The following is a 24,671-nucleotide window of genomic DNA, read 5'->3' as shown; positions in this document are numbered from 1 at the left end:
GCCGGGATCAGACCGGGGTGACGTACGCCCCGGCGATCCCGCCGTCGACCAGGAAGTCCGTGGCGTTCACGAACGAGGAGTCGTCGCTCGCCAGGAACGCCACGGCGGCGGCGATCTCGGTCGGCTCCGCGAACCGGCCGACCGGGATGTGCACCAGACGCCGGGCGGCCCGCTCCGGGTCCTTGGCGAACAGCTCCTGGAGCAGCGGGGTGTTGACCGGCCCGGGGCACAGGGCGTTGACCCGGATCCCGTCGCGCGCGAACTGCACACCCAGCTCGCGCGACATCGCCAGCACCCCGCCCTTGGACGCGGTGTACGAGATCTGCGAGGTGGCCGCGCCCATCCGGGCCACGAACGAGGCCGTGTTGATGATGGAGCCCCTGCCCTGCGCGCGCATATAGGGGATGGCCGCCTTGCAGCAGAGGAACACGGAGGTCAGATTGACCTCCTGCACCCGCCGCCAGGCCTCCAGGCCGGTGTCCAGGATGGAGTCGTCGTCGGGCGGCGAGATCCCCGCGTTGTTGAACGCGATGTCGACCGAACCGTAGGTGTCGAACGCCGCCTTGAAGAGCGCGTCGACCTGCTCGGCGTCGGTGACGTCGGTACGGACGAAGAGCCCGCCCGCCTCCTCGGCGGCGGCCTTGCCGCGCTCCTCGTCCACATCGGCGCAGACGACGTGCGCGCCCTCGGCGGCCAGCCGTCGCACGGTGGCCAGCCCGATGCCGCTGCCGGCTCCGGTGACGACGGCGGTGCGGCCGACCAGGCGGCGGCAGACGGAAGAAGTGTCGGTCATGGTGCTCAGGCCTCCGTGCTGATGAAGACGTTCTTGGTCTCGGTGAAGGCGGCCAGGGCGTCCGGGCCGAGCTCGCGGCCCAGACCCGACTGCTTGTAGCCGCCGAAGGGGGTCGAATAGCGCACGCTGGAGTGCGAGTTGACGGAGAGGTTGCCCGCCCGCAGACCCTGCCCGACGCGCAGCGCGCGCCCGACGTCCCGGGTCCAGACCGAACCGGCGAGCCCGTACTCGGTGGCGTTGGCGAGCCGTAGCGCGTCCTGTTCGTCCTCGAACGGCAGGACCACCGCGACCGGCCCGAAGACCTCCTCCACGGCCACCGGCGCATCCGGCGAGACGCCGGTGAGAACGGTCGGCGGATACCAGAACCCGGGGCCTTCGGGGGCCGTTCCGAGAAGGGTCCGTACGCCGTCGGCGCCACGGTCCCCGTCGACGAAGCCCCGCACCCGCTCCAGCTGGAGCGCCGAGATCAGCGGGCCCATCTGCGTCTTCTCGTCGGCCGGGTCGCCCACCACCACAGCGGCCACGGCCGGGACGAGCAGCTCCAGGAAGCGGTCGTACACGGACCGCTCGACCAGGATCCGGGTCCGGGCGCAGCAGTCCTGACCGGCGTTGTCCAGGAAGGACATCGGGGCGGCCGCCGCCGCGGCGGCCACATCCGCGTCGGCGAAGACGAGGTTGGGGCTCTTGCCGCCCAGCTCCAGGGTGAGCCGCTTCACGCGCTCCGCGCAGCGCGTCATGACGTGCTTGCCGGTCCGGGTGGAGCCGGTGAACACGATCTTCGCGACGCCCGGGTGCTCCACCAGGGCGCTTCCCGCCACCGGACCCTCGCCGGGCAGCACCTGGAAGAGCCCGTCGGGAAGACCGGCCTCCAGGGCGAGTTCGGCCAGCCGGAGAGCGGTGAGCGGGGTCGTCTCGGCGGGCTTGAGGAGGACGGCGTTGCCCGCCGCGAGGGCCGGGGCGAGACCCCAGGCGGCGATCGGCATCGGGAAGTTCCACGGCGCGATGACGCCGATGACGCCCAGCGGCTCCAGGACGGTGAAGTCGATACCGCCCGCGACCGGGATCTGCCGGCCCAGGAGCCGTTCCGCCCCGCCCGCGCTGTAGTCGAGGAGATCGCGGACGTTGCCCGCCTCCCACCGGGCGTTGCCGATGGTGTGGCCGGCCTCGCGGACCTCCAACTGGGCCAGTTCCTCGATGTGTTCGTCGACGACCACGGCGAAGCGGCGCAGCAGCCGGGCCCGGTCGGCGGGCGCGGCGGCCGCCCAGCGCCCCTGGGCGGCCGCCGCGCGGGTGACGGCGGCGTCCACATCGGCGGCGGAGGCGGCGGGGACGGTGGCGATGAGCTCGGCCGTGGCCGGGTTCAGGACGTCCAGGGTGGACGCCGCGGAGTGCTGTGACACGTACGGACCTCGATCAGGAAGAGGGAGCGGTCAGAGGCGTTCGAAGGAGCGGCGCAGTTCCCAGTCGGTCACCGCGGAGTCGTACGCGGCCAGTTCGACCCGGGCCATGTTGAGGTAGTGCGCGACGACCTCCTCGCCGAACGCCTCCTTGGCGATGGGGCTGGCCTCCCACAGCTCGGCCGCCTCGCGCAGGGTCGTCGGCACCTGGTCGTAGTCCCCGGTGTAGGCGTTGCCCGTACACGCCTCGGGCAGCGGCAGCCGGTGCTCGACCCCGTACAGTCCGGCGGCGACCAGACCGGCGACGGCCAGATGCGGGTTGACGTCGCCGCCGGGCAGCCGGTTCTCGAAGCGCATCGAGCGCCCGTGGCCGACGACCCGCAGGGCGCAGGTGCGGTTGTCGACGCCCCAGGCGACGGCGGTGGGGGCGAAGGAACCGGGCTGGAAGCGTTTGTAGGAGTTGATGGTGGGCGCGTAGAGGAGGGAGAAGTCCCGCAGGGCGGCCAGCTGACCGGCCAGGAAGTGCCGCATCAGCTCGGACATCCCGCCCTCGCCGTCGCCCGCCATCATGTTCTCGCCGTCCGCGTCGGTCAGTGAGAGATGGATGTGGCAGGAGTTGCCCTCGCGCTCGTCGTACTTGGCCATGAAGGTCAGCGAGACGCCCTCCTGGGCCGCGATCTCCTTGGCGCCCGTCTTGTAGACGGCGTGCTGGTCGCAGGTGGTGAGTGCCTCGTCGTAGCGGAAGACGATCTCGTGCTGACCGGGATTGCACTCGCCCTTGGCGGACTCGACGGTCAGCCCGGCCTCCTGCATCTCGTTGCGGATCCGGCGCAGCAGCGGCTCGATCCGGCCCGTGCCGAGGATCGAGTAGTCGATGTTGTACTGGTTGGCCGGGGTCAGCCCGCGGTAGTCGCGGTCCCAGGCCTCCTCGTAGCTGTCCCGGAAGACGATGAACTCCAGCTCCGTGCCCACCTGGGCCGTGCAGCCCAGCTCCGCCAGCCGGTCGAGCTGACGGCGCAGGATCTGACGCGGGGCCGCCACCACCGGACTGCCGTCGTGCCAGGTGAGATCCGCGATCAGCAGGGCGGTCCCCTCGTGCCAGGGCACGGGGCGCAGGGTGGCGGGGTCGGGGACCATGCCGAAGTCGCCGTAGCCGTTCTCCCACGAGGACATCGCGTAGCCGTCGACGGTACGCATCTCGGTGTCCACGGCCAGGAGATAGTTGCAGCCCTCGGTACCGTGCTCCAGCACCTCGTCCAGGAAGAACCCGGCCGCGAACCGCTTCCCCTGAAGCCGGCCCTGCATGTCCGGGAAGGCCAGCACCACGGTGTCTATCGACCCGTCCGCGACACGTGAGCGGAGCTCGTCGACGGCGAGCGGGGGTGTGCGGTCTGCCACGGGATGCCTCCTTGGGTGAACCGGGAGGCTTAAGGTATGACAGGGAACCATTGCTTGGGAAGGGGATCCGCCAGTGGCCACGAGGGAGAGAGCGGACGACACCCGTCCGGCGGCAGCCGTCACCGACGTGACGGCGGGCGAGCCGGACGCCGCGACCGGCCGGCCGGCCTCCGTGCTGCGCCCCGTCCGCGCGGGCAACGGCTTCGAGGAGGCGCTGGAACAGGTCCTCCAGCTCCTGCGGCTCGGCCTGGTCCCGCCCGGCGAACGGCTGCCCTCCGAGCGTGAGTTGTCCCAGCAGCTGCGGATCAGCAGGGTCACGCTGCGCGAGGTCCTCAAGGTCCTCCAGGACCAGAACATGGTCGAGAGCCGCCGCGGCCGCTACGGAGGAACGTTCGTCCTGCCGCGCACCGCCGCCCCCGACGGCGGCGACGGCAGCGACGAACTGCGCCGCCGGATCGCCGCCGTCGACGTGGAGGACACCCTGCGCTTCCGCGAGGTGCTGGAGGCCGGAGCGGCGGGCCTGTGCGCCGAGGGGCTCACGGCCGACGGCGAGCTGCGGCTGCGGGGAGCGCTCGACGCCACGCAGGGCGCCCGGCTGGAGGACTACCGCCGCCAGGACACCCTGCTCCACCTCACGCTCGCCGAACTCTCCGGCTCCCGCACGCTCGCCGCCCAGTACGCCGCGGTCCGGGCCACCCTCAACGAACTCCTCGACTGCATCCCGCTGCTGGTGCGCAACCTGGAGCACTCCCAGCAGCAGCACGCGGCCGTCGTCGAGGCGGTGCTCGACCGGGACGCGGACGCGGCGCGCGAGATGATGCGCGAACACTGCGGCGGCACGGCGGCCCTGCTGCGCGGCTTCCTCGCCTGAGCCGGCCCGGCGGACCGGCGCGGCGAATCCGTAACCACTCTTTAACGCACGGCCCTTGCCATTCGCTCCTACGTTCCACAAAGGTGTGCCGACGAACCTTTGACCGACGCAGTGCCATCGACTCCCCACCGCGGAGCCGACAGACCTCGGGAGCGCTCATGGCTCAGGGAACCGAAACACCCGCCGGATCACCCGCCGGACCTTCCGGCGGTGGTGACCCGGGAGCGTCCGGCACGGACGCCTATCTGCACCGCCGCACCCTGCGCCGGGGCAGCGCCGGCTGGCTCCTGCTGACCGGCCTCGGCGTCGCCTATGTCGTCTCCGGCGACTTCTCCGGCTGGAACATCGGCCTGTCCAAGGGCGGCTTCGGCGGCCTCGCCGCGGCCATGGTCCTGATGGGCGTCATGTACGCGTGTCTGGTCTTCGCGCTGGCCGAACTCTCCGCCATCCTGCCCACGGCGGGCGGCGGCTACGGCTTCGCGCGGCGGGCGCTCGGCACCTGGGGCGGCTTCCTGACCGGCACGGCCATCCTCATCGAGTACATCCTCGCCCCCGCCGCCATCTCCCTCTTCATCGGCGACTACGTCGAATCGCTCGGCCTGTTCGGCCTCACCTCCGGCTGGCCCGTCTACCTCGCCTGCTTCGCGATCTTCATCGGCATCCACCTCTGGGGCGTCGGCGAGGCGCTCCGCTTCAGCCTGGTGGTGACCGCCATCGCGGTGGCCGCCCTGCTGATCTTCGCCGTCGGCGCGTTCACCGAGTTCGACGCGGGCCGCCTCAACGACATCCCGGCGGACGCCTCCGCCTTCGGCTCCAACTCCTGGCTGCCCTACGGCCTCCTCGGCATCTGGGCCGCCTTCCCCTTCGGCATGTGGTTCTTCCTCGGCGTGGAGGGCGTGCCCCTCGCCGCCGAGGAGGCCAAGGACCCGGTCCGCTCGATGCCGAAGGCGCTGGCCATCTCGCTCGGCGTCCTGGTCTTCCTGGCCCTCATCACTTTCGTCTCCGCCACCGGCGCCCAGGGCGCCAACGCCATCAAGGAGGCCGGAAACCCGCTGGTGGTGGCTCTGCAGGGCAGCGGCGAGCCGACCGTCCTGAGCCGCTTCGTGAACTACGCGGGCCTCGCCGGCCTGGTCGCCTCCTTCTTCTCCCTGATCTTCGCCGGATCCCGCCAGTTGTTCGCCCTCTCCCGGGCCGGCTACCTGCCCCGCTTCCTCTCCCTCACCAACCGCCGTAAGTCCCCCTACCTCGGCCTGCTGATCCCCGGAGTCATCGGGTTCACGCTCGCCGCCTGGAGCGGCAACGGCGGCCGGATGCTGAACGTCGCCGTCTTCGGCGCCACGATCAGCTACGCCCTCATGGCGCTCTCCCACATGATGCTGCGCCGCCGCGAACCGGAGCTGCCGCGCCCCTACCGCACCCCCGGCGGCGCGCTCACCTCGTCCGTGGCCTTCGTTCTGGCATGCTCGGCGCTGGTGGCGACCTTCCTGGTGGACCGCGACGCGGCGTTCATCGCGCTCGGCGTGTACGCGGTGGCCCTGGCCTACTTCGCCCTCTACAGCCGTCACCGGCTGGTCGCGGGAGCCCCGGAGGAGGAGTTCGCCGCCCTGGCAGCGGCCGAGGCCGAACTCGCCCGCGACTGAGCCCCGCGCCCTTTTGCCCAGCACCACGACCCGACGAGGAGTACGTCCCATGTCCCGGCCCGTCATCGGCATCAGCACCTACCAGGATCCGGCCCGCTGGGGTGTGTGGGAGATGTCCGCCGTGCTGCTGCCCGCCGCCTATCCGCGCCTCGTCCGGGCGGCGGGCGGACGCGCGGTGCTGCTGCCGCCCGACGACGCGGCGGACGCGGCCCGGGACACCGTCGCCGCCCTGGACGGACTGGTGATCGCCGGCGGAGCGGACGTGGAACCGGCACGCTACGGGGCGGTCGCCGACCCCCGTACCGGCCCCCCGGCCCGCGAACGCGACGCCTGGGAGCTGGCCCTGATCCGGGCGGCGGTCGAACAGCGGGTCCCGCTGCTCGGAATCTGCCGGGGCATGCAGCTCCTGAACGTCGCCCTCGGCGGCACTCTGCACCAGCACCTGGACGACCACACCGGCGGCCCCGGCGTCTTCGGCAGCCACCCGGTGACCCCCGTGCCCGGTACCGCGTACGCGGACGCCGTGCCGGAGACCGCGGTGGTGCCCGCCTACCACCACCAGGCGGTCGACCGCCTCGGCGCCGGCCTGGTGGCCTCCGCCCACGCGCCCGACGGGACCGTGGAGGCCCTGGAGCTCCCCGGGCACGGGAGCCTGGTGCTCGGCGTGCAGTGGCACCCGGAGATGGGCGAGGACACCCGGGTCATGGCCGCCCTGGTCCGGGCCGCCGGGGGAGCGGCGGGCCTGCCCGACGCCCGGCCCGCAGCCGCAGCACCCGTACGCGCCTGAGCCGACCCGCGCGTGCGCGGGTCGGCTCGGCTCAGCGGCGGGTGTCAGGGAGGCGCGGCCCCGCGACCCCGCCGGAACTCTCGAAGCCCGGCCCGGAGAACTCGGGCCCCGCGAACGCCGGCGAGCTGAAGCCGGAGCTCTCGCCGCGGTCGGCCGGAGGCGTGGCCGTCCCCGCGAGCTGCTGGAGCAGGAACGGCCGGATCCCGCGGTCGCGCAGCGCCGCGAGCCACGCCTCACGGGCGTCCTGGAGGGCGGGGGACCGGTCGGGCACGGCCGCCGTGCCGTCCGCCGGCTGCTGCGCCGCCGTGCGGTAGAGGGCGACCACGCCGACCAGGCCCGTGACCGCCGCGACCACCAGACTGGACCAGCCGACGCCGATGAGCGTGCCCGCCAGGGCCGGCAGGCTTCCGGCGAGCCGCAGCCCGTACCCGAGGACCAGGAACGTCGCCGCGGCCACGGCGGCGAGCACCGGCGTCAGCACCCCGAGGACCGCCAGCACCCCGGCGCCCGGCCGCTCCTGGTCGCCCGGCCCGGAGAGCGGCGACGCCCCGGCCTCCCGCCGCCCGCCCCGCGCCTGCCGCCGCAGCGCCGCGTACCGCCGGTACTCGGCGTCGGCGGCGGCGGTCGTGTGCGCGACGGCAGCCAGGCCCAGGACCCGCAGCCGACCGCCGGTGAGCCCCGCGCGTTCGAGCAGGCGTCGGATCTCCGGGGAGGCGATCACCTCGTCGAGCGCGCTCGCGTAGTCGGATCTGTCCTCGTCCCCGAGCCGGGAAGGTCTGCCCATGCTGTCCCTCGGTCGATACAGGTGTGGTGGGTGTGTGCCGCCCACCGGAGGCGGGGGCGCGCGCCCGGCAGGCGCGCACCCCCGCCTCCGGTGTCCGGTGAGTTGTTCCTAGAGGTGCTGCACGACCGCGGGCATGAGGTCCTGGAAGGTCCGCCCGTCCGCCGCCGCGCCGATCGCGGTCATCTGCCAGCCCGAGCCGGTCCGCTGGACCTTGGCCATGATCTGGGCGGTGTGCCGTCCGCCGCCGGTCAGGGTGTACCGGGCCAGCTCCTGGCCGTTGCTCTCGTCGACCAGCCGGCAGAAGGCCGCCTCGACCTCCTCGAAGGTCTGGCCGGTGAACGAGTTCACCGTGAAGACGATCTGGTCCACATGGGCCGGCACCCGCCGCAGATCGACGACGATCGACTCGTCGTCGCCGCCCTCGCCCGCCCCGCCGACCCGGTTGTCCCCGGTGTGCTGGACCGAACCGTCGTCGCTGGTCAGGTGCTGGAAGAAGACCACGTCCTGCGGATCACGGCCGGCGAAGAGCACCGCCGAGGCGTCCAGGTCGATCTCGCGGGCGGTCAGCCGTGCCAGAAATCCCTTACGGGGAGCGGACTTCCAGCCCAGCCCCATCCGTACGACGTCGAGCTCGCCGCCGCCGGACTTGGTGAGGCTGACCTGCTGGCCCTTGGTGAGGTTGATCGTCATCGTGCCGCCTTCGGTGCCTGTCGTGACGTGGGTGGGAGGTGCGGGTCCGGATCCCGGCGGCTCAGAGACTGACGCCGAAGTCGGCGATGATGCCGCTCAGGCCGGATGCGTAACCCTGCCCGACCGCACGGAACTTCCACTCGGCGCCGTGCCGGTACAGCTCGCCGAAGACCATCGCCGTCTCGGTGGAGGCGTCCTCGCTGAGGTCGTAGCGGGCGATCTCCGCGCCGCCCGCCTGGTTCACCACCCGGATGTACGCGTTGCGCACCTGACCGAAGCTCTGGCCCCGGCCCTCCGCCTCGTGGATCGAGACCGGGAACACGATCTTCGCGACGGTCGCGGGCACCGAGGCGAGGTCGACCTTGACGATCTCGTCGTCGCCCTCGCCCTCACCGGTGAGGTTGTCGCCGGTGTGCTCGACCGAACCGTCGGGGCTCTTCAGGTTGTTGTAGAAGATGAAGTGCTCGTTGGACTGCACCTTGCCCGCCTCGTCGCAGAGCAGCGCGCTCGCGTCCAGGTCGTAGTCGGCGCCGGTGGTGGTGCGGACGTCCCAGCCGAGACCGACGAGGACCGCGGTCAGCCCCGGAGCCTCCTTGCTCAGCGAGACATTTCCGCCCTTGGCGAGGCTCACGCCCATGATGTTCTCCCTTGTGCGGTGACGGGTGTTCACGTGCCTGCGGCCACGCCACGGGTGACGGCGCGGACACACTGCGACCATGAACAAAATCTACAGCACTGTAGATTTTCGGGGCCAGGAGGCGAGCGGTCCGGCCCCGGCCGGTGGCCGGTGCCGCCGTCGGCTGGATACGATTTCCCGATGCCCGGCGGGCGAAGTGCCGCGCCCGGGTGGCGAGAAGGAGAAAGGGGCCGTGCCGTGGACGCCGAAGGAGCCGGTGGCGAACGGGAGACGCCTGTCCGCAGGCGTGGCCAGGGCGAGCTGGAGGCCCAGGTGCTGTCGGTGCTGGGCGGGGCGAGCGAGCCGGTGACCGCCGCCTGGGTGCAGGAGCGGCTCGGCGCGGGCCTGTCGTACAGCACCGTCATCACGATCCTGACGCGGCTGCACGCCAAGCAGGCCGTCACCCGCACCGGACGGGGGCGTCCCGTCCTCTGGGAGCCCGTGGCGAACGAGGCGGGCCTCGCCGCCCTGCGGATGCGTCGGCTCCTCGACAAGCAGAGCGACCGTGACGCGGTGCTCTCCAGCTTCGTCTCCGTGCTCTCCTCGCACGACGAGGACCTGCTGCGGGCCCTGCTCGCCGAGAGCGGTCCCGACGGAACCGGCGCGCCCTCGGACCGGCCGGAGCGCTGACGGTGGGGGTCTTCGTCTATCTGCCCCTCGTCCTTCCCCTGACCGCGCTGCCGATCGCCCGCCTGGCCGAACAGCATCTGCACCCCCGCAGGGCCGCCCGGCTGCTGACCACCGTCGCCGTGATCCTCGCCTCCTGCAGCCTGGTGTGCCTCGGGCTGCTGGTGGTCGTGGGCACGGCCCAGCTGCCCGGCAACCCGCTGCCCGACGGCTGGTCCGACGACGAGGTGCGCGATGCCGTGCCGCACGACGCGTTCGCGGGCAAGGCCTCCATCCTGGCGCTCGTCGCCGTCACGGCGGCCTGCGGATTCACCGTCCACCGCCACTACCGCTTCCGGGCCCTGGCCCACCGGGCGCTGGCAGGTCTGCCGGGCGCCGACGACGTCGCCGTGCTGCCCGACGACGTCCCGTACGCCTATGCGCTCCCCGGCTCCCCGGGGCGGGTGATGGTCTCCACGGCCCTGCTCGCCTCCCTCGAACCGGCCGAGCACCGGGCGCTGTTCGCCCATGAGCGGGCCCATCTGACGGGCCGCCACCACCGGCTGCTGCTCGCGACGCGGCTGGCCGGATGCGTCAACCCGCTGCTGTGGCCGCTGCTCGGGGCGCTGGTCTACAGCACCGAGCGCTGGGCGGACGAGGAGGCGGCCCGGGTCACCGGCGACCGCCGGCTCACCGCACGCGCGGTCGGCAAGGCGGCGCTCGTCTCCCGCCCGGCACCCGGCGGCACGGCCTTCGCCGCCTTCGCCGCCGCCGGACCGGTGCCGCGCCGGGTGGCGGCCCTCCTGGGCCCGGTGCCGCCGGACCGGGGCTGGCCGCCCGCCCTCACCCCGGCAGGCGCCGCCGCGCTCGTCGCCGCGGCCGGGACGACCGTCTCCGCACTGTCCGCGCTGAACGCGGCCGTCGCGCTGTTCCTCGTCCTGGAGGCGGCGACACCGCTGTAGCCGTCGCGGGGCGCCCGGCCCACCGGATCGCTCCGGCGGGCCGTCGCCGTCGGGTCACGACGTGCTGTCAGGTCACGACGTGCCGTCGGGTCAGGACGAGCTGGTGTCCAGCGCGGCGAGTGCCTGGGCCCAACGGGCGTACTTCAAGTTGGCCAGATCTGCCACCGTCTTGACGCCGAACGCCTCCTGGAGCAGCTCGCCGTCGCGGTCCGAGACGCCCTTCAGGGCCGAGACGGGAGCCGAGAGGATGGTGGGCAGGTCCTTGTCCGCGTAAGCCTTGTCGAGCACCTTGTCCAGGTCGATCTGGGCCACTGCTGCCTCCTGGGAGCGTGTCTCCCCGCCCTGACGGCGGGCGGCCCCGGTCGGGGCCATTCGCACAACTGCGGAGGGTGTCCGCACGGTTCCCCGGCGTGTCCACGACAGAAGGATTCCCGCCATGCGGTTGACCTCAAGTGCGGTTGATGATCGAGAGTCGCGCCCATGACACGTTTCTCGGATCTCGTCCGCCCTGCGGCCGGAACGGCTCTGATCAGTGAATGGCATACCGGCACCGCCGAACGGTCCCTCGCGGCCGCTGACGCGGTGATGGAGGAGTGGGCGGCGGCCAGGACGCCCACCGGGCGCCTGGCGCAGCACGTCTTCCTGTCCACGGACGGCCGCGGGCTTCTCTTCTACGCGCAGTGGACCAGCGACGAGGACCATCTGGCATGGGCCCGCGCCCATCGCACCGGAACCGTCAGCCGCATCGACACGCTCGTGCCCGGCATCGAGCGCCCCGGACCGGTCCGAACCCGCCTCGCCGACAGCGTGGTTCACGACGCGGAGCGGCCGACCGGACTCTTCGTGGTGACCACCCTGGCGGCGGAGGCCGCCGAAGCCGCCGTCGCTCCGGCGCCGGGCCTGCTCGCGGCGCACGTCCATCTGACCTCGGACGGTGAGCAGGTGAAGGTCGTCGCCGAATGGACCGACAGTGCCGCCCACAAAGCCGCCACGCGCGAAAAGGCCGACTGCCGGCGGTACACGCTCCTCCGGGCGTTCGACGACGACCGGCGCTGAGGGCCCGAGCCGCCGGACTCTCCAGGGCTACGGCGTCTCGCGCTCGGTCGCCTCGCCGCGGATCACCCGGGGAGGCGTCCGGGGCGCCTCGCCGTCGCCCGCCGTCGTACCGGCCGCGGGGCCGTCGTCTTCCTTGAGCGCCTGCTTCTCGCTCTTGAGGATGCGCGCCGCCTTGCCGGCCGACCGTGTGAGATCGGGCAGCCGTTTCACGGCCAGCACCGCCACGATCACCAGGAGAAGGATGGTGAGTTCGCCGATCCCGAACATGGTCGCTGCTTTCTCTGGAGCGGACCGGACGCCGAGTCCGCAGGGCTGAATCCGCAGGGCTGAAATCCGCAGAAGTGAATCTTCAGAAGTGAATCTTCAGAGCTGCGTCTGCAGAGGTGAATCTACAGGGCTGTAGAGCATCCGTTCGCAGGTTCCTGGATCACACCTCCCGGATCCCGGATCAACTCCCCGGCAACAGACGTACGGTGGCATCCGGGAGGCGGCTCCACCAGTGGCCGTAGCGGCGGTAGACCTCCGGCTCACGGTCGGCGAGGAACCCCACCAGCGACCGTGCCTCGGCGGCGAGCCCCTCCCAGACGACGTCCGGCAGCGAGTGGAACGCGGTCGCCTCGACGCCCCCGGCCACCGGACGCCACACCCCGGCCACATACCCGTCGACGAGCAGAGTCGGCAGCACATCGCCGTTCGCCCGGATCACGGTCCTGCGGTACGCCTCCGGGAGCACCCGGCCACGATCCGCGTACGCCAGCAGCACGCTGTCCCACATCGCCATCAGCCGGGGCGGCGCCGGCTCCGCCCCGTCCGGCCGCGGAGCGCCCGGCAGGTCGAACAACTCCTCGCCCTCCGGACCGGCCAGGCGTTCCAGGCCACCGGCGAGGCCGGCCAGCGCAGCCCGCGCCCTGGCCCGCGTGACCATGGCGAACTGCGCCACGTCCGCGACCGAGGCGGGCCCGAACCCCGAGAGGTAGCGCAGGGCCAGCGTCCGCAGCGACGCGGCGGACGCTTCCGGATCCGTGCGCGGCGTACCGGTCCGCGGTGCGATGTACGAGGGCCGGTGGCCGAACGACCACGGCGACCCGGTGGGCGCGTGGAGCAGCGGCGTGTACTGCCGCAGCCCCCACCACGCCCCGGCCTTCGGCGGCGCGCCCAGCTGCTCGCCCAGCCAGGCCTCGCACTCGGCGGTGGTCCGCGGCCGGTCCGCGAACTCCAGCAGCCGGGGGACCAGCGCGTCCGCGTCCTTAGCCGTCAGCCCGGACGCGGTGAAGCGGCCGCCCAGCCGGGAGGCGCGCACCACCGGATGCATGGCCTCCCGGAAGGCCGGATGGTCGTCCGCGTGCACGGCGTGGAGGGTGAGCCGCATCATGGTCGCCTTGACCACACGGTGGTCCGCGAACGCAGCGTCGAGCCCGGCCGGGTCGAATCCGGCGAGCCGGTTCCACAGCGCGACATACGGCGAGGCCGGCTGCTGGGCCTGGAGCGCGACCACCCGCCGCACCCCTTCGGCGGCGTCCAGCGCCTCCCGCCGCAACAGCAACTGCCGGGCGAGAGTCGATCGGTTGAGCCCCCGTGCGGTCATTCTCATGCGGTCATCGATCCGTTCCTCCGGCCGTTCCTCCGGCCGACCGGTCACCTGCCGTCGAAACCGTACGCCCATCTGCGGCGTTCACTCCCGGGCGGTGGCGGACACGTGCCCCGGGATCCTGTCCGTTCCCACCGGAACCTGCGTACGCTTCGCCTGGGCAATGCTGATCGCGTGGACGGGGCCGGACCAGGATGACGACGGAACTTCCGCCGGAGATCGCGCACTTCGTCGACCGTGAGGACGAGACGGCGCAGGTCTTCGCGGGGCTGGAGGAATGGACCGCCCCCAACCGCGCGTTTCCCGTGGTGGTGTGGGGTCCCGCCGGACTGGGCAGAACGGAGCTCGCCCACCGGATCGCCCGTACCTGGTACGCCCGGACCGGAGGGCGGGTGCTGACCGCCGACCTCGACCGGTTCCGGCTGCGCGGCCGGCTCGACGCCGGGGACGTACTCGGCCATCTGCTCAACTCGCTGGAGGTGGAGACGCTCGCCGCCCGGCTCGACGACCGGAGCAGGCAGTTCTGGCGGAAGACCGGGGACGAACCCCTGATCCTGGTCCTGGACAACGCGAAGTACGACTCCGAAGTCGCCCCGCTGCTGCCGCCGTCGGGCACCGCCGTGGTCATCCTGGTGAGCCGGGGTCCGCTTCCGGATCTGGCCGACGGCACGGCGCTGGAGATCGCCCTCTCGTCCTTCCCGGAGTCCGTTTCGCTGGAGCTGCTGGGCCTCCTCGTCCGCGACCGCAGACTGGCAGCCGATCCGGCCGCCGCCAGGGAACTGGTCAGGCTGTGCTCCGGCCTCCCCGCCGCGCTGCATGCGGTGGGCGGCTGGGTGCGCAGAAATCCGTTGCTCCCCCTGTCGCGACTGATCACCGAGCTGTCCACGCAGTTCAAGGAGAAGGGAATCTCGGAAGTGGAATCCCTCTGGGACGAGACGTACACGGAGTTACGACCGGAGGCCGCTCTCCTGTACCGCCTGCTGGCCGGAGTCCCGGACATCTCCTTGACCAGAGAGGCCGCTGCGGCGCTCCTGGGGCTGGGCGACGAAGCCTGCGACGACGCCCTGCAGGAGTTGAACCGGGCGGGCTTCCTGGACATCCGGGACCTGCTGCACAGGGAGAACGGCCGGATCCGGCTCCCCGAGTGGCTCGGCGATCACGCCCGGCGCCGGGCGCGCCTGGACGCTGCCGACGGCGAACTGGCCACGGCCCAGCTCCGGTTCGTCCGATGGGTGCTGCACCAGAGCCAGTTGGCGGACCGGTTCGCCGCAGGCCCGCGCCTCACCGTCGCGGACGATGTACTCGAACGCGAAGAAGCCCCGGACGCCCTCCTGGAGAACCCGGAGGAGGCCACCGACCCGGCCGTCGCCGAGGCGCGGAAACTGCGGGCCGCGCGGTGGCTGTACGAGGAGCGGCACACGCTCTTCGCCTGTGTGCGCCTCGCCCACGCGCGGGGCTGGGACGAGGAGGCCTGGCAGCTCAGCGAACCCGTATGGACGTTCTTCCTGGATCACCCGCACCAGACCGATGTGTCCGAGGTCTTCCGTACGGCCAACGAGTCCGCGGTCCGCGCCGGGAACAACATCCCCGCCATCGTGCGTACCTACTCCCAACTGGCCCGCTCGCTCTGGCAGTCCGGGCGGACGGACGAAGCCGGCGACGCGCTCCGGCACGCGGCGGCCGGAGCGCGCATGCTGGGCGACTCGGTGCGGGACGCGAAGCTGCGCGCCTCCGTCGTGGAGTTCCGGGGAACGCTGAGCGGTGTACGGGGCGACTGGGCATCGGCGGTCCAGGACTTCGAGGAATCCCGCCACCTGCACCGGGCGATCCCCAACCCGTACGGAGAGATGCTGCTGACCTACCGGTTGGGAGAGGCTCACCTCAAGCTCGGTGATCCGGAGACCGCGGCGGACTTGCTGTCCCTGGCCCATGCGACGGCCCTGACCCAGGGGCGGGCGCGCATGACCGGCCGCACCGGGCTCGCCCTCGGGCAGGCGTTGTGCCAGGTCGGCCGGACCGCGGAGGCCCGCGGGTTCGTCGAGGCGTCGCTGGACGCGGCCAGGGGGAGGAAGTCGGACCTCGGGGCTGCCGGGGCCCTGGACGTCCTCGCCCGGATCGCGGACGACGAGGGGAACACCGGGGAGGCCGAGGAGCACCGGAACGCCGCCGAAGAGCTCAGGCGCCGGCACGGGCTGGCCTGAGACGCCCGATCAGAAGGTCCGGGCCTCCTCTGCGGCCGTGGCGGGTGCCACCACCACCCGGAAGTCGCGGTGTCCGAGGACGCAGTGGAGAGCGGGAGGCGGCTCCTCCCGCTTCACCACCCAGGCGTGTACGGCGGAGAGCACCGCCGCCGGATCGGCGCGCACCACACGGCCGTCCTCGATCCGGGGCTCGGCCCGGACGGCGAGCAGCCGGCCGTTCCCCCGGACCCGCAGAACGCTCGTCCCCGAGGGCAGCACGGCCGCCGCCGCCCGGCAGCCCGGGTACCGGTCGAGTGCATCGGCCGACCAGCCGCCCGCCGTCCACGCGGCGTCCAGCGGACCCGGCCCGGTGGCCAGAGGGCGGCGGTAGAGCAACCCGGCGCTCTGTACGTTCCGTTCGCCGGCCGCACCGTACTCGACGGCCAGGTGGTTCCCCGGCAGCCCTGTGTGCGCGGGAAAGCGGTCCACCCGCACCCGGTCGCCGGCCCGGTCGAGGAAGACGTCGAAGGCGGCCGGCGTACGGGTCGTGGGAGACACGGCGGGCAGCGTCCGCGGTTCGACCGGCCCGGGGGGCTCGGTGAGGCCGAGCAGTCCGTAGAGCAGGTGCCGCATGCGGTCCAGAGCGTGTCCCTGCTCGGCGAACGCGGCCCCGGCCGCCTCCGGTCCGGCCCCCGGACGGTATGCGGCCAGTGCGCGGTGGATCTCCCGGGCCGGGCCCAGTCGGGGAACCGTTCCCAGCAGCCGGGCCATCGGGCTGCCCGCGATCAGTTCGTCGCCCCCGTCGCAGGCGGCGATCACCGGACGGTCGGCCACCGCCGCGTAGTACAGAGCCGCCGAACCATGGTCGGTGATCAGCGCGTCGGCGGCGATGAGCGTGGCGGCCCACTCCTCGTGCGCCCCGACGAGCGCCATACCCGCGTCGAGAGCGGGCGCCAGGTGCTCCCTCAGCTCGAACGTGCCCACCCGGGCCCGCTCGTTCGGGTGCACGATCAGTGCCAGTTGATGGGTGTCGTGGGGCAGTGCGGAAGCCAACTCCGCTGCTAGCTCCGGGCGTTGACGGAGCAGCGACCGAGGGCCCCAGGTGGAGGCGATCACCACCAACTGCCGTGCGCCGGTGCCCAACGCGGCGCGGTACCGGTCACGGAGGGAACGGGATGCGAGAAGGCGTTCAAGGGTGGGATCTCCCACGACCTGTGCCCTCTCGCCGTGGTGCGCGCTCGCGGCACGCAGCCGGTCGACCTGATGAGGGTGGGCGAGGGCGTGCACGGTCGTCCGGCTGCCCTCGCCGGGCAGGAGGTACTTCGGGTCCAGTCCCGACGCGGAGCCGGGCGAGCCCTCGCTACGGATCGTCTTGCTGAAACCCGCACCGTGCGGCAGGAGCACGCGGTGGCCGTGCAGCAGCCGCAGATCGCCCTTCGGGCTGGCCACCAGAACCAGGTCGAACACGCGGAGGCGGGCTTCGTCCCACGGAATGATCCGGGCTCCCGCGGTGTCGACGGCCGCCAGGGCATCCACACCGAACGCCGACCCGGGCACCAGCGTGAAGCAGGTGCTGATCCGATCGTCACCGGCGAGCACCGGCAGCACGTCGAGGAGGCGGTACAGAGCCACCGCGGACCTCACGGCAAAGAGAACGGTCCGCCCGTCGCCCGTCGCCCGTCGCCCGTCGCCCGTCGCCCGTCGCCCGTCGCCCGTCGCCCGTCGCCCGTCGCCCGTCGCCCGTCGCCCGTCGCCCGTCGCCCGTCGCTTCAATCATTTGATTCTACCGTGGTACGGGTCCGAGGACGGGAAGTTCTCCCACATCAGACGCGGTTCGCGGGTTCGGGACGGCATGCGGTGATCGTATCGCTCCGGCACCGCCACGACCGAGCCCACGTGATCCCCGTCCCAGTCGACGAGGGCGGGCGGCGCACGTCACCTGCCGGACGGGACAATGCCGTTCATGAGTGAATGGGTGATCGCACTGATCACGGCGGCGGCCGCCATCGCGGGCGGCGCCGTCACCGGCTGGTTCGGCCGCAGCGCCGGGATCAGGCAGGCGGAGGCCGCCCGGCTCGCCGGTGAGCGGCAGGCCGACGCGATGCTCGACACGGTTCGTATGACCTTGCGGGAACAGGCCTCGGTACGCGTGCTCGACTTGCGTCGGCAGACCTACGTGCGTTTCCTGGATGCCGCCGAGCGCGCCGTCACGGCGGCACGTACCGGAGTCGGGGGCGACCCGGGGGCGGTCACGCTGTCGTCGGCCCTGGCCGAGGTCGCCCTGGAAGGCCCGTCGGAGGTCCACCGGGCGGCGTGCGGCATCGTCGACGGTCTGCGCGGCCAGGCCCGCCCCGACGAACTGGAGGACGCCAAGGAGCACTTCGTCGCGGAGGCCCGCCGCGCGCTGCGCGCCGACGACGGACCGGAGCCGGACGGCACCGCTCGGCCCGCCGCCTCCTGACCGGATCCTGCAGGGCCGAATTCTGCGGGGCCGGCCGGAGCACGCGTCACCGCCCCGGCCCGGTCCGCCCGCCCCACGCTCAGCGCTTCCGGAACCGCCCGCCGCCGCGCAGGCCCGGCTTCGGCGCCGGGACGAGACGGAACGCCGTGTTGAGGACATGGTCGACCACATCGCGCGAGGGCTTGTCCGTGAGGTCGGTGAGCAGCCGGGCCAGCGCGTCGAGGAGGAACGGCGAGCCCATGACGTACCGGTTGAGCACCGGTTGGAAGCCCGAGCGGCTGAAGATCAGATCGGCGGCCGTGTTGCCCAGCCGGTAGTAGCGGCCCCAGCGGCGGTTCATCTCCACCGGGTAGCCGAGCAACAGGTGTTCGCGACGCGGCCCTTGCGGGTGGGCCAGGGCGAGGGCGGCGCTCTCGGCGGCGACCTCGCCCGCCTCCATCGCCTGCGCGATGCCCTCGCCGTTCCAGGGGCTGACCATCCCGCCGGAGTCGCCGACCAGCAACAGCCCCCGCGCGTACAGCGGATGGCGGTTGAAACCGAGCGGCAGGGCCGCGCTGCGGACCGGGCCCTCCGCGTTCTCCTCGCGCAGCCCCCACTCCTCCGGGGTCCGGGCCAGCCACTGGTCCAGGGTCGCGCGCAGGTCCGCCTTGCCGTGCCGCCGGTGGGGGAGCGCTCCGAGCCCGACGTTGACCCGGCCGTCACCCATCGGGAAGATCCAGCCGTAACCGGGCAGGTACGGGCCCCTGTCCGGGAAGCGGAGGTCGGCCCACAGCTCCAGATACTCCTCCCGGGAGCGCTCCGGACTGCGGTAGTAGCGCCGGGCCGCGGTCGCGATCTGTCGCCGGGGGTCCCGCTCCAGGCCCAGCGCCAGGGCGAGGCGGGCGGACGCTCCGTCGGCGGCGATGACGATCGGAGCGCGGAAGTCGACCGGCTCCGGCACGTCCGGGGAGTCCGATGACGCGGCGACGCCGGTGACCCGGCCCGCCCGGTCCGTCAGCGGCCGCTCCGCCTTCCAGCCGCTGAACAGCCGGGCCCCGGCCGCCACGGCGTGCCGGGCCAGGATGTCGTCGAAGTCGTGCCGGCTGCGGGAGAGGCCGAAGTCCGGGTAGCGGCCCAGCGCGGGCCATTCGATGTGCACCCGGTGCTCCCCGGCCACCCAGCGCATACCGCGCGAACGCGTCCAGCCCGGTGCGGTGATGTCGATGCCCATCCGGATGAGCTGGTGCACCGCGCGCGGGGTAAGACCGTCGCCGCACACCTTCTCCCGGGGGAAACGGGCCTTCTCCAGCAGGATCACGTCGACTCCGGCCCGCGCCAGGTGATACGCGGCCGACGAGCCGGCCGGGCCCGCCCCGACCACGATCACCTGGGCGTCCTCTCCCGTACGGGGCACATCCCGCGCGTTCGTCGTCGACGGGTCCGGTGGCAGTTCCCGCATCACAACCCCTTCGTCCAACGGCTGTTGCTCCTGCCGGGGCGGCGGCCCCGGCCGACATCATCGATCAGGGCGGGGCCGGTGCGGAACCGGGCGTCCGAATATCCCGAGGCGAAGGAGTGAATGCGGCGTCTACGCTCCGTCGGTGACCACCCGACCGGACCAACCGATCAGCGACGCCCTCGACCGCGCCGACGCCGGTCTGCTCGCCCGACGCCTCGACGCCCGCACCTGCTCCCCGGAGCTGCTCGCCCGGCTGGTCCGGCACCCCGCGTCCCGGATACGGCACCTCGGCCTCACCCTCCTCGCCGAACGCACGGACACCCCGCACACCGGAGGCCGAAGCGGGGGAGGGGGCGGAGGTGCGGGGCACGGCGGCGGGGGCCGGGGCGGTCATCCGGCACTCCTGGCCCGGCTGTTGCCCGCCTCCCCGGGTGAATCGCCCGAGGAATCCCTCCTGCTCGCGCGGCTCCACGCCCGGCTCGTCACGCAGACGCCGGGTCACCGGCTGCCCGACTGGCGTGCCGCCGCGCTGCCCGCCCGGGTACGGATCGCCTGGCTGCGGACCGAACTCCTCGACGACCCGGCGGTCCTCCGCGTGGAACCGGCGGGCGAACTCCTCTACCGGGCCGTCCGCGAGAGCGCCGCCGCCGACGCGCGCCGCCCCGACCTGCTCGTGGCCGAACTCGTCGACAGCGGGGACCCGGTCCTCCGGGCCGAGGCGCTGCGGCTGGCCCGCGACGGGCTGCACGCCGGACTGCTCGCACCGGCGTTCGTCCGAGGGCGGCTGGTCCGGCTGCTCGACGCGCCCGAGCACGACGTCGTGACCGGTGCGCTGCGCGAACTCGCCGAGCCCTGGGCGGTGGTGACGCCCCTGGACGCATCGCTGCTGAGCCGGCCGGTCGACGCCCGGGGCGGCGGCCGGTGTGCCGATGGTCCGGGGATCCGGGGCGGTGGCCGGCGCGCCGAGGGCGGCGGGCCGGTGTGGTCGGAGGCGCTCGCGGCCGCGGCCCTGCTCGCCGGAGCCCGGCACGGCCACCCCATGGTGCTCTGGACCACGGCCGAGGACCCGTCCGAAGCCCCGGCTCTGCGCCGACAGGCCGTGGAACTCCTGGGCGACCAGGCACAGCGCACCGACATCGGCCGCCTGGTGGCCCTGGCCGCCACGGACCCCCTCCTGCTCGCCGGGCCCGTACTGACCTGTCTGCGCGGACTGCACCGGCGCGGCCACTTCCCGGCGGAGCCGGACACCGGGCAGCTCCTCGCCCTGGCCCTGGCCGACCGCACGCTGCCGGCCGACGACATCGCCACGGTCCTCTACACCTGCCGTCGCCCGCTGTTCGACGCCCTCCTCGACGCACCGCCCACCGCCCCGGACTGGCCGCGCCGGCTGGAACTTCTCGTCGCCCTGGCGCGGCAGGGGGCCGCCGACGTCCCCATCGGCGAGGCCGTCGCACGGCTCCTCCCGGCCGCCCGTGCGCCGCGTCCGTTCCTCGACGCGATCCGCGTCCTGCGCCCGCCGGGCGTCGAGGAGGCCGTACTCGCCCTGCTGCCCACGGCCCCGTCCGCCGCGCTGGACGCCCTGGAGGCCATCGGCGGCGACTGTACGCGATCGGCACTGGCCCGAGGGCTCGGAATCGGCGGCCCGGTGGATGGCCTGGTGGATGGCCCGGTGGATGGCGTGGCGGACGGTCCGTCCACGGCTCCGGACCGGGCACCCCGCCTCCCGGTCGTGCCCGAACTGCGCCCCGTACGGGACCGGGCCGCGGCACTCCTGTGGCACCTCACCCAGGAACCCGCGCAGCGCCGCGACCTGCTCGCCCGGCTCGACCCCCAGGCCCTCCCGCCCGGCATCGAGGCCGACCTCGACGGCCCCGACGAGCGGGAACTCGCCGTCCTGCGAGCCCGCGTGGACGCGGACGACCCGGTGGCGGCGCTGTGCCGGATCGCCGCGTACGCCGACGCCGCGACGCTGCCCCTCGTGGCCGACCTCCTCCTGCGCGTCGTGCGGGACCTCGCCGCGCCCCGCGACCCCGCCGACGGCCCGGACCGGCCGAGGACGGACGCTCCGCTCCGCGGCGTCGAGCCCGCCGAACCGCCCCGGCCGGACGGCGAACCCGAGCTGCCGCACGAGGCGTTGGAAGCCGTGCGCGCCCTCGGGCGCCGGCTGCGGGGGCGGCGGTGGATCAGGCCCGTCTGTCTGCTCGACGCGCAGGACGACACCGGAGCGGGCCACGCGTTCCTCACCGCGACGGTGCTCGGTCTGCTGGAGCGCCCCGGGCTCACCGGCGGTGAACAGGCCGTGCTGCTCAAGGCGTTGCTCCAGGTCCCCGCGACCGCGTCCACCCGGGCCCGGGTGCACCGCATGCTGCGCACCCGCGACGCGCAGGTACGCAAGCACGTCATCGCCCTGCTGGCCCACGACGCCTCGGGCCAGGACGCGCGGGCCCTGTCCGCGACGCTCGTCCCGCTGACCTCCGACCCGGACATCCGGACCGTACGGGCGGCCCTGCTGGCCCTCGGCACGGCACGGGCCCGCTGGGCGGGCGAGGCGGTCGCCGGCCGCCTCCACCACCCCAACATGAACATCAGGAAGACCGCGGCCGCCGCCCTCCTCCACACCGGAGCGCCCGCCTCCGTCCCGCACCTCCTGAGGGCGCTCGGCCGCGACGACAACCCGGGGCTGCGGTCCGCGCTGACCCGGGCCCTGCGCGCCGTCGTGGGCCGGGCCTACGCCGCGACCCTCCTCGCCGCCGCCGAGGAGGCCCGCGACGAGCACACCCGCCGCCTCCTGCTGCGCGCCCTCGACGGCGAGATCACCGCCCGCGCCGTGCTCGCCCTCGACGTGGGCGCCTCGCCGGTCGTGCCCGCCCTGCTGGCGCTCGTCGCCGACGGCGGTGTACGGCTCGCCGCCGGCTCCGTGGCGGACCTGGCGGAACCGTTGGCCCGGCACGGTGTGCCGACACCGACCGGGGCTCCGGTCGAGCCGCCGGGTGCGGCCGACCCCGAGGTGGCGGCGCTGCTGCGGACCGGATGGGACCCGGCGCTCGCCCTGCGCATCGCCCGGCGGCCCGTGCCTCCGGATGTCGGTATCGCTCGCGAACTGCCTTCAGCGCGTGCCCTGTTGGTGGACTGGCTCGGCCTGGCCGACAGCGTCGGCGAGGCCGGACTCCGTGGCCGCCTCGTGCGGTGCGGGCTGCGGTTGTGCCCGGGGCCGTGGTCCGCCGACGAGGTGGCGGTGTTCGCCCGGTACGCCGGTACGGTGACCGACGTGTTCGACGCCGCCACGGGTGAGGAGACCGGGTGGGCCGGGGCGGGCGGGCCGGCCGGGTGGGCCGAGGAGCTGATCGAGGTTTTGCACGCCGTCGTACCGCACCTGTCCGCCGTCCAGCGTTTCGCCGTCGTCGAGGGGCTGCGCGGACTGCCGCCCGTCGGCCCGGACAGCCCGCTCCGGGCCGGGGCGGCCGCCTCCGCTTTCACGCTGCTGCGGCGGTCGGGCGCGGTGCTCGTCCGCGCCGATCTCGACCGGGCCCTGGCCGCCGCCCACCTCGGCGCCGACCCCTGGCGGGCCGCGCCCGCCGTGCTCCGCGAGGCGTTCGGTGTGCCGGATGAGGGTGGGGCGTCCGACGAACCGGCGGCGTGGCGTGCGGAGTTGTCCGAGGCGGTACGGACCCCCGAGGCGCTGGCGGAGTTCCGGGCGCGCACTGTCACCACCGGGACCGGAACCTCAGACGCTCCCGGCGGTCCCCGTGCTTCCCGTACTCCGATCGGCCCTCGTGCTCCGATCGGTTCCAGCGCTCCGATCGGTCCCAGCGTTCCGGGCGCTCCGAGCGCTCGCAGTGCTCCGGCCGTGAAGGCGGGCAGGGTTCCCGCCGCGCCCGGGTCCCGGGACCTGCTCGCCGCGCTCGTCGAGGCGTACCCGGGGTCCGCGCCCGGCGTGCGGGATCGACTTGGCGACTGGATGACCGAGCTTCAGCCGCTCGACGCGCCCGAGTGGACCATCGCCGAGACCCGGGCGGCGAGCACGGCCGCCGGAGCCTCGTCGCGTCCGGTGCGGGCGGACGGTCTCGACCAGCCCCGGTCGGCCGCCCAGCGGGCCCGCCTGCTCGCCATGCTGGACGCCGAGCAGCCGGAGCGCCGCACCACCGCCGCGCGGGCCCTGAGCAGGTGGCCCGAACCGGATGCCTCGCTCGCCGTGCTGCGCGCGTATCTGCGCGGCCGGGTCGACGTACCTCCCGAAGCCGCCTCCCTGGACCTCCTCGCCCACACCGAAGGCCACACCGGGAGCCACACCGAGGACCACCCCGATGGCTACCCCACGGGCCGCCCCACGGACCACCCCGAAGGTTGCCCCACCACGGACCGCCCCGAGGGCCACCCCGCCGTCGCCGAGCTGACCGCCCGCGGCGTGCTGCCCGAGCGGGTGCTGCGCTGGGCGGCGCGGTTGCCCGAGGACGATCTGCTCCCGCTCGTCCCGCTGATCGTCGGGTGGTGGGAGCACGGTCCGCCCGCCGTACGCGAGGCGGCCCGCACCGCGGTGCGCCACGTGCGGGCCGATGCGCTCGCCCATCTTCTGACGCCGCGCATCGAGGCGGGCGACCTCGGGCTGCTCGACCTGCTGACCGGGCTCCGCCTGCTCCGGACCCCCGCGCTGACCAGGGCCGAGCGCCTTCTGCGTACCGAAGGCCGCGAGGCCCTGGCCGACGCGCTCGTGCTCGTCGACGGGCCCCTGCGCGCGTCCGGGGCCGGACACGAGGACGCCGCCGCGCTCGACGCCTTGCGTACCCCGGCCCGGACCCCGGCCGCCCCGGCCGCCCCCGAGACGCTGCCGGAACTGCTCGGCCTCGCCCGCACCGGAACGCCCGAGCAGACCCGCCGCGTGCTCACCCGGCTCGTCGAGGAGCGCGCGCCGGGGCCCGGAGCCGGTCCTGACCCGGAACTGCGCTCCCTGGTCGAGGAGTTGCTGCGCCACCCGCGTGCCGGGGTGCGGCTGCACGCCCACCGGACCTCGCGCGCTCTGTTCGACCGGGACACGCACGCCCGGCTCACCGCTCTCCTGCTGTCCGATCCGCTGCCGGACGTGGTGCGCATGGCGGTCCGGACGCTCGGCCGCGCCTCCTGGGAGCCCGCGCTGCCCGACCTCGTCCGGCTCCTCGACCATGCGAAGCCGGTGGTCCGCCGAGCGGCGCGGGACGCGCTCGTCGGGTTCGGTGCGCCGGCGGTTCCGGTGCTGCGCCGAGCCGCGGCCCACGCCCGGCCCGACCGGCGGTCGCTCTACACCGGCGTGCTCGCCGAGATCCTCGGCCCGGAGACGTGACGCTCGCCCCCGGCCCGGGAGCCCAGGGCC

20 protein-coding genes are annotated in these 24,671 nt (G+C 73.7%); 9 read left to right on the top strand and 11 right to left on the bottom strand.

The window, feature by feature from the left end:
- Window positions 1-7: 7 nt before the first annotated feature.
- The 3 genes from KV381_RS02630 to KV381_RS02620 are packed head-to-tail and all read right to left on the bottom strand — an operon-like array spanning window position 8 to window position 3,588.
- Complete coding sequence (locus KV381_RS02630; RefSeq protein ID WP_030083096.1) at window positions 8-793, bottom strand: 3-oxoacyl-ACP reductase; 786 nt, start codon at window positions 791-793, stop codon at window positions 8-10.
- Between the two features lie 5 nt (window positions 794-798).
- Window positions 799-2,193 (bottom strand): aldehyde dehydrogenase, encoded by a 1,395-nt coding sequence (locus KV381_RS02625; protein ID WP_218784375.1) that lies wholly within the window; start codon window positions 2,191-2,193, stop codon window positions 799-801.
- Between the two features lie 30 nt (window positions 2,194-2,223).
- On the bottom strand, window positions 2,224-3,588 hold the full coding sequence (locus KV381_RS02620; RefSeq protein WP_030629169.1) for a glutamine synthetase family protein: 1,365 nt from the start codon (window positions 3,586-3,588) through the stop codon (window positions 2,224-2,226).
- Window positions 3,589-3,715: 127 nt separating this feature from the next.
- Here KV381_RS02620 and KV381_RS02615 point away from each other — a divergent pair, with 127 nt between their 5' ends.
- The 3 genes from KV381_RS02615 (at window position 3,716) to KV381_RS02605 (ending at window position 6,886) form a co-directional block, all read left to right on the top strand.
- A complete protein-coding gene (locus KV381_RS02615) occupies window positions 3,716-4,459 on the top strand; it encodes a FadR/GntR family transcriptional regulator (RefSeq protein WP_032787092.1) in 744 nt (247 codons plus the stop codon).
- Window positions 4,460-4,617: 158 nt separating this feature from the next.
- On the top strand, window positions 4,618-6,099 hold the full coding sequence (eat, locus tag KV381_RS02610; RefSeq protein WP_218784374.1) for an ethanolamine permease: 1,482 nt from the start codon (window positions 4,618-4,620) through the stop codon (window positions 6,097-6,099).
- Window positions 6,100-6,148: 49 nt separating this feature from the next.
- Window positions 6,149-6,886, top strand: coding sequence for a gamma-glutamyl-gamma-aminobutyrate hydrolase family protein (locus KV381_RS02605; RefSeq protein WP_030629166.1), 738 nt, complete (start codon window positions 6,149-6,151; stop codon window positions 6,884-6,886).
- 31 nt (window positions 6,887-6,917) lie between these two features.
- Here the strand turns inward: KV381_RS02605 and KV381_RS02600 are convergent, their stop codons facing one another.
- The 3 genes from KV381_RS02600 to KV381_RS02590 form a co-directional block, all read right to left on the bottom strand.
- Complete coding sequence (locus KV381_RS02600) at window positions 6,918-7,670, bottom strand: hypothetical protein (protein WP_218784373.1); 753 nt, start codon at window positions 7,668-7,670, stop codon at window positions 6,918-6,920.
- Window positions 7,671-7,778: 108 nt separating this feature from the next.
- Window positions 7,779-8,360 (bottom strand): TerD family protein, encoded by a 582-nt coding sequence (locus KV381_RS02595; protein ID WP_030083110.1) that lies wholly within the window; start codon window positions 8,358-8,360, stop codon window positions 7,779-7,781.
- 61 nt (window positions 8,361-8,421) lie between these two features.
- Entirely contained in the window at window positions 8,422-8,997 is a 576-nt protein-coding gene (locus tag KV381_RS02590) for a TerD family protein (RefSeq protein ID WP_030083112.1), read from the bottom strand.
- Between the two features lie 237 nt (window positions 8,998-9,234).
- On the opposite strand from KV381_RS02590, the gene KV381_RS02585 reads away from it, so the two are divergent.
- Window positions 9,235-9,666 carry a BlaI/MecI/CopY family transcriptional regulator gene (locus tag KV381_RS02585; RefSeq protein ID WP_030083114.1) on the top strand — a complete coding sequence of 144 codons (432 nt, stop codon included), beginning with the start codon at window positions 9,235-9,237 and terminating at the stop codon, window positions 9,664-9,666.
- 2 nt (window positions 9,667-9,668) lie between these two features.
- The gene (locus KV381_RS02580; RefSeq protein ID WP_030083116.1) at window positions 9,669-10,604 is read left to right on the top strand and encodes a M56 family metallopeptidase; all 936 of its coding nucleotides are present in this window, start codon (window positions 9,669-9,671) and stop codon (window positions 10,602-10,604) included.
- Window positions 10,605-10,694: 90 nt separating this feature from the next.
- Here the strand turns inward: KV381_RS02580 and KV381_RS02575 are convergent, their stop codons facing one another.
- On the bottom strand, window positions 10,695-10,916 hold the full coding sequence (locus tag KV381_RS02575; protein ID WP_030629153.1) for a hypothetical protein: 222 nt from the start codon (window positions 10,914-10,916) through the stop codon (window positions 10,695-10,697).
- A 168-nt stretch (window positions 10,917-11,084) separates the two neighbouring features.
- Here KV381_RS02575 and KV381_RS02570 point away from each other — a divergent pair, with 168 nt between their 5' ends.
- The gene (locus tag KV381_RS02570) at window positions 11,085-11,660 is read left to right on the top strand and encodes an antibiotic biosynthesis monooxygenase (protein WP_218784372.1); all 576 of its coding nucleotides are present in this window, start codon (window positions 11,085-11,087) and stop codon (window positions 11,658-11,660) included.
- Window positions 11,661-11,687: 27 nt separating this feature from the next.
- On the opposite strand, the gene KV381_RS02565 is transcribed toward KV381_RS02570, so the two are convergent.
- Window positions 11,688-11,927, bottom strand: coding sequence for a twin-arginine translocase TatA/TatE family subunit (locus KV381_RS02565; RefSeq protein ID WP_030083122.1), 240 nt, complete (start codon window positions 11,925-11,927; stop codon window positions 11,688-11,690).
- A 181-nt stretch (window positions 11,928-12,108) separates the two neighbouring features.
- Window positions 12,109-13,251: a winged helix DNA-binding domain-containing protein gene (locus KV381_RS02560; RefSeq protein WP_218784371.1), complete on the bottom strand. Its 1,143-nt coding sequence runs from the start codon at window positions 13,249-13,251 to the stop codon at window positions 12,109-12,111.
- Between the two features lie 191 nt (window positions 13,252-13,442).
- On the opposite strand from KV381_RS02560, the gene KV381_RS02555 reads away from it, so the two are divergent.
- Entirely contained in the window at window positions 13,443-15,449 is a 2,007-nt protein-coding gene (locus KV381_RS02555) for an ATP-binding protein (protein ID WP_218784370.1), read from the top strand.
- Between the two features lie 9 nt (window positions 15,450-15,458).
- Here KV381_RS02555 and KV381_RS02550 read toward each other — a convergent pair whose 3' ends face one another.
- Window positions 15,459-17,060 carry a CDP-glycerol glycerophosphotransferase family protein gene (locus KV381_RS02550; protein WP_256995006.1) on the bottom strand — a complete coding sequence of 534 codons (1,602 nt, stop codon included), beginning with the start codon at window positions 17,058-17,060 and terminating at the stop codon, window positions 15,459-15,461.
- Window positions 17,061-17,391: 331 nt separating this feature from the next.
- On the opposite strand from KV381_RS02550, the gene KV381_RS02545 reads away from it, so the two are divergent.
- Complete coding sequence (locus KV381_RS02545; RefSeq protein WP_030629135.1) at window positions 17,392-17,889, top strand: hypothetical protein; 498 nt, start codon at window positions 17,392-17,394, stop codon at window positions 17,887-17,889.
- A 79-nt stretch (window positions 17,890-17,968) separates the two neighbouring features.
- On the opposite strand, the gene KV381_RS02540 is transcribed toward KV381_RS02545, so the two are convergent.
- Complete coding sequence (locus tag KV381_RS02540; protein WP_218784368.1) at window positions 17,969-19,327, bottom strand: geranylgeranyl reductase family protein; 1,359 nt, start codon at window positions 19,325-19,327, stop codon at window positions 17,969-17,971.
- Window positions 19,328-19,469: 142 nt separating this feature from the next.
- Here KV381_RS02540 and KV381_RS02535 point away from each other — a divergent pair, with 142 nt between their 5' ends.
- Window positions 19,470-24,641, top strand: a complete 5,172-nt coding sequence (locus KV381_RS02535; RefSeq protein WP_218784367.1) for a HEAT repeat domain-containing protein — start codon at window positions 19,470-19,472, stop codon at window positions 24,639-24,641.
- The last annotated feature ends 30 nt before the right edge of the window (window positions 24,642-24,671 follow it).

The sequence above is a fragment of the Streptomyces sp. WY228 genome (assembly GCF_019287315.1).
GTDB lineage: Bacteria > Actinomycetota > Actinomycetes > Streptomycetales > Streptomycetaceae > Streptomyces > Streptomyces caviscabies.
Note: the sequence above shows the minus strand (reverse complement) of the source record. Positions and strands in the feature narration are given on the sequence as shown.

Bases quoted from the DNA above. Each gene is read 5' to 3' on its own strand.
- KV381_RS02630 (WP_030083096.1), bottom strand. From the start codon at position 793: ATGACCGACACTTCTTCCGTCTGCCGCCGCCTGGTCGGCCGCACCGCC.
- eat (WP_218784374.1), top strand. From the start codon at position 4,618: ATGGCTCAGGGAACCGAAACACCCGCCGGATCACCCGCCGGACCTTCC.
- KV381_RS02605 (WP_030629166.1), top strand. From the start codon at position 6,149: ATGTCCCGGCCCGTCATCGGCATCAGCACCTACCAGGATCCGGCCCGC.
- KV381_RS02600 (WP_218784373.1), bottom strand. From the start codon at position 7,670: ATGGGCAGACCTTCCCGGCTCGGGGACGAGGACAGATCCGACTACGCG.
- KV381_RS02595 (WP_030083110.1), bottom strand. From the start codon at position 8,360: ATGACGATCAACCTCACCAAGGGCCAGCAGGTCAGCCTCACCAAGTCC.
- KV381_RS02590 (WP_030083112.1), bottom strand. From the start codon at position 8,997: ATGGGCGTGAGCCTCGCCAAGGGCGGAAATGTCTCGCTGAGCAAGGAG.
- KV381_RS02570 (WP_218784372.1), top strand. From the start codon at position 11,085: ATGACACGTTTCTCGGATCTCGTCCGCCCTGCGGCCGGAACGGCTCTG.
- KV381_RS02565 (WP_030083122.1), bottom strand. From the start codon at position 11,927: ATGTTCGGGATCGGCGAACTCACCATCCTTCTCCTGGTGATCGTGGCG.
- KV381_RS02560 (WP_218784371.1), bottom strand. From the start codon at position 13,251: ATGAGAATGACCGCACGGGGGCTCAACCGATCGACTCTCGCCCGGCAG.
- KV381_RS02555 (WP_218784370.1), top strand. From the start codon at position 13,443: ATGACGACGGAACTTCCGCCGGAGATCGCGCACTTCGTCGACCGTGAG.
- KV381_RS02545 (WP_030629135.1), top strand. From the start codon at position 17,392: ATGAGTGAATGGGTGATCGCACTGATCACGGCGGCGGCCGCCATCGCG.
- KV381_RS02540 (WP_218784368.1), bottom strand. From the start codon at position 19,327: ATGCGGGAACTGCCACCGGACCCGTCGACGACGAACGCGCGGGATGTG.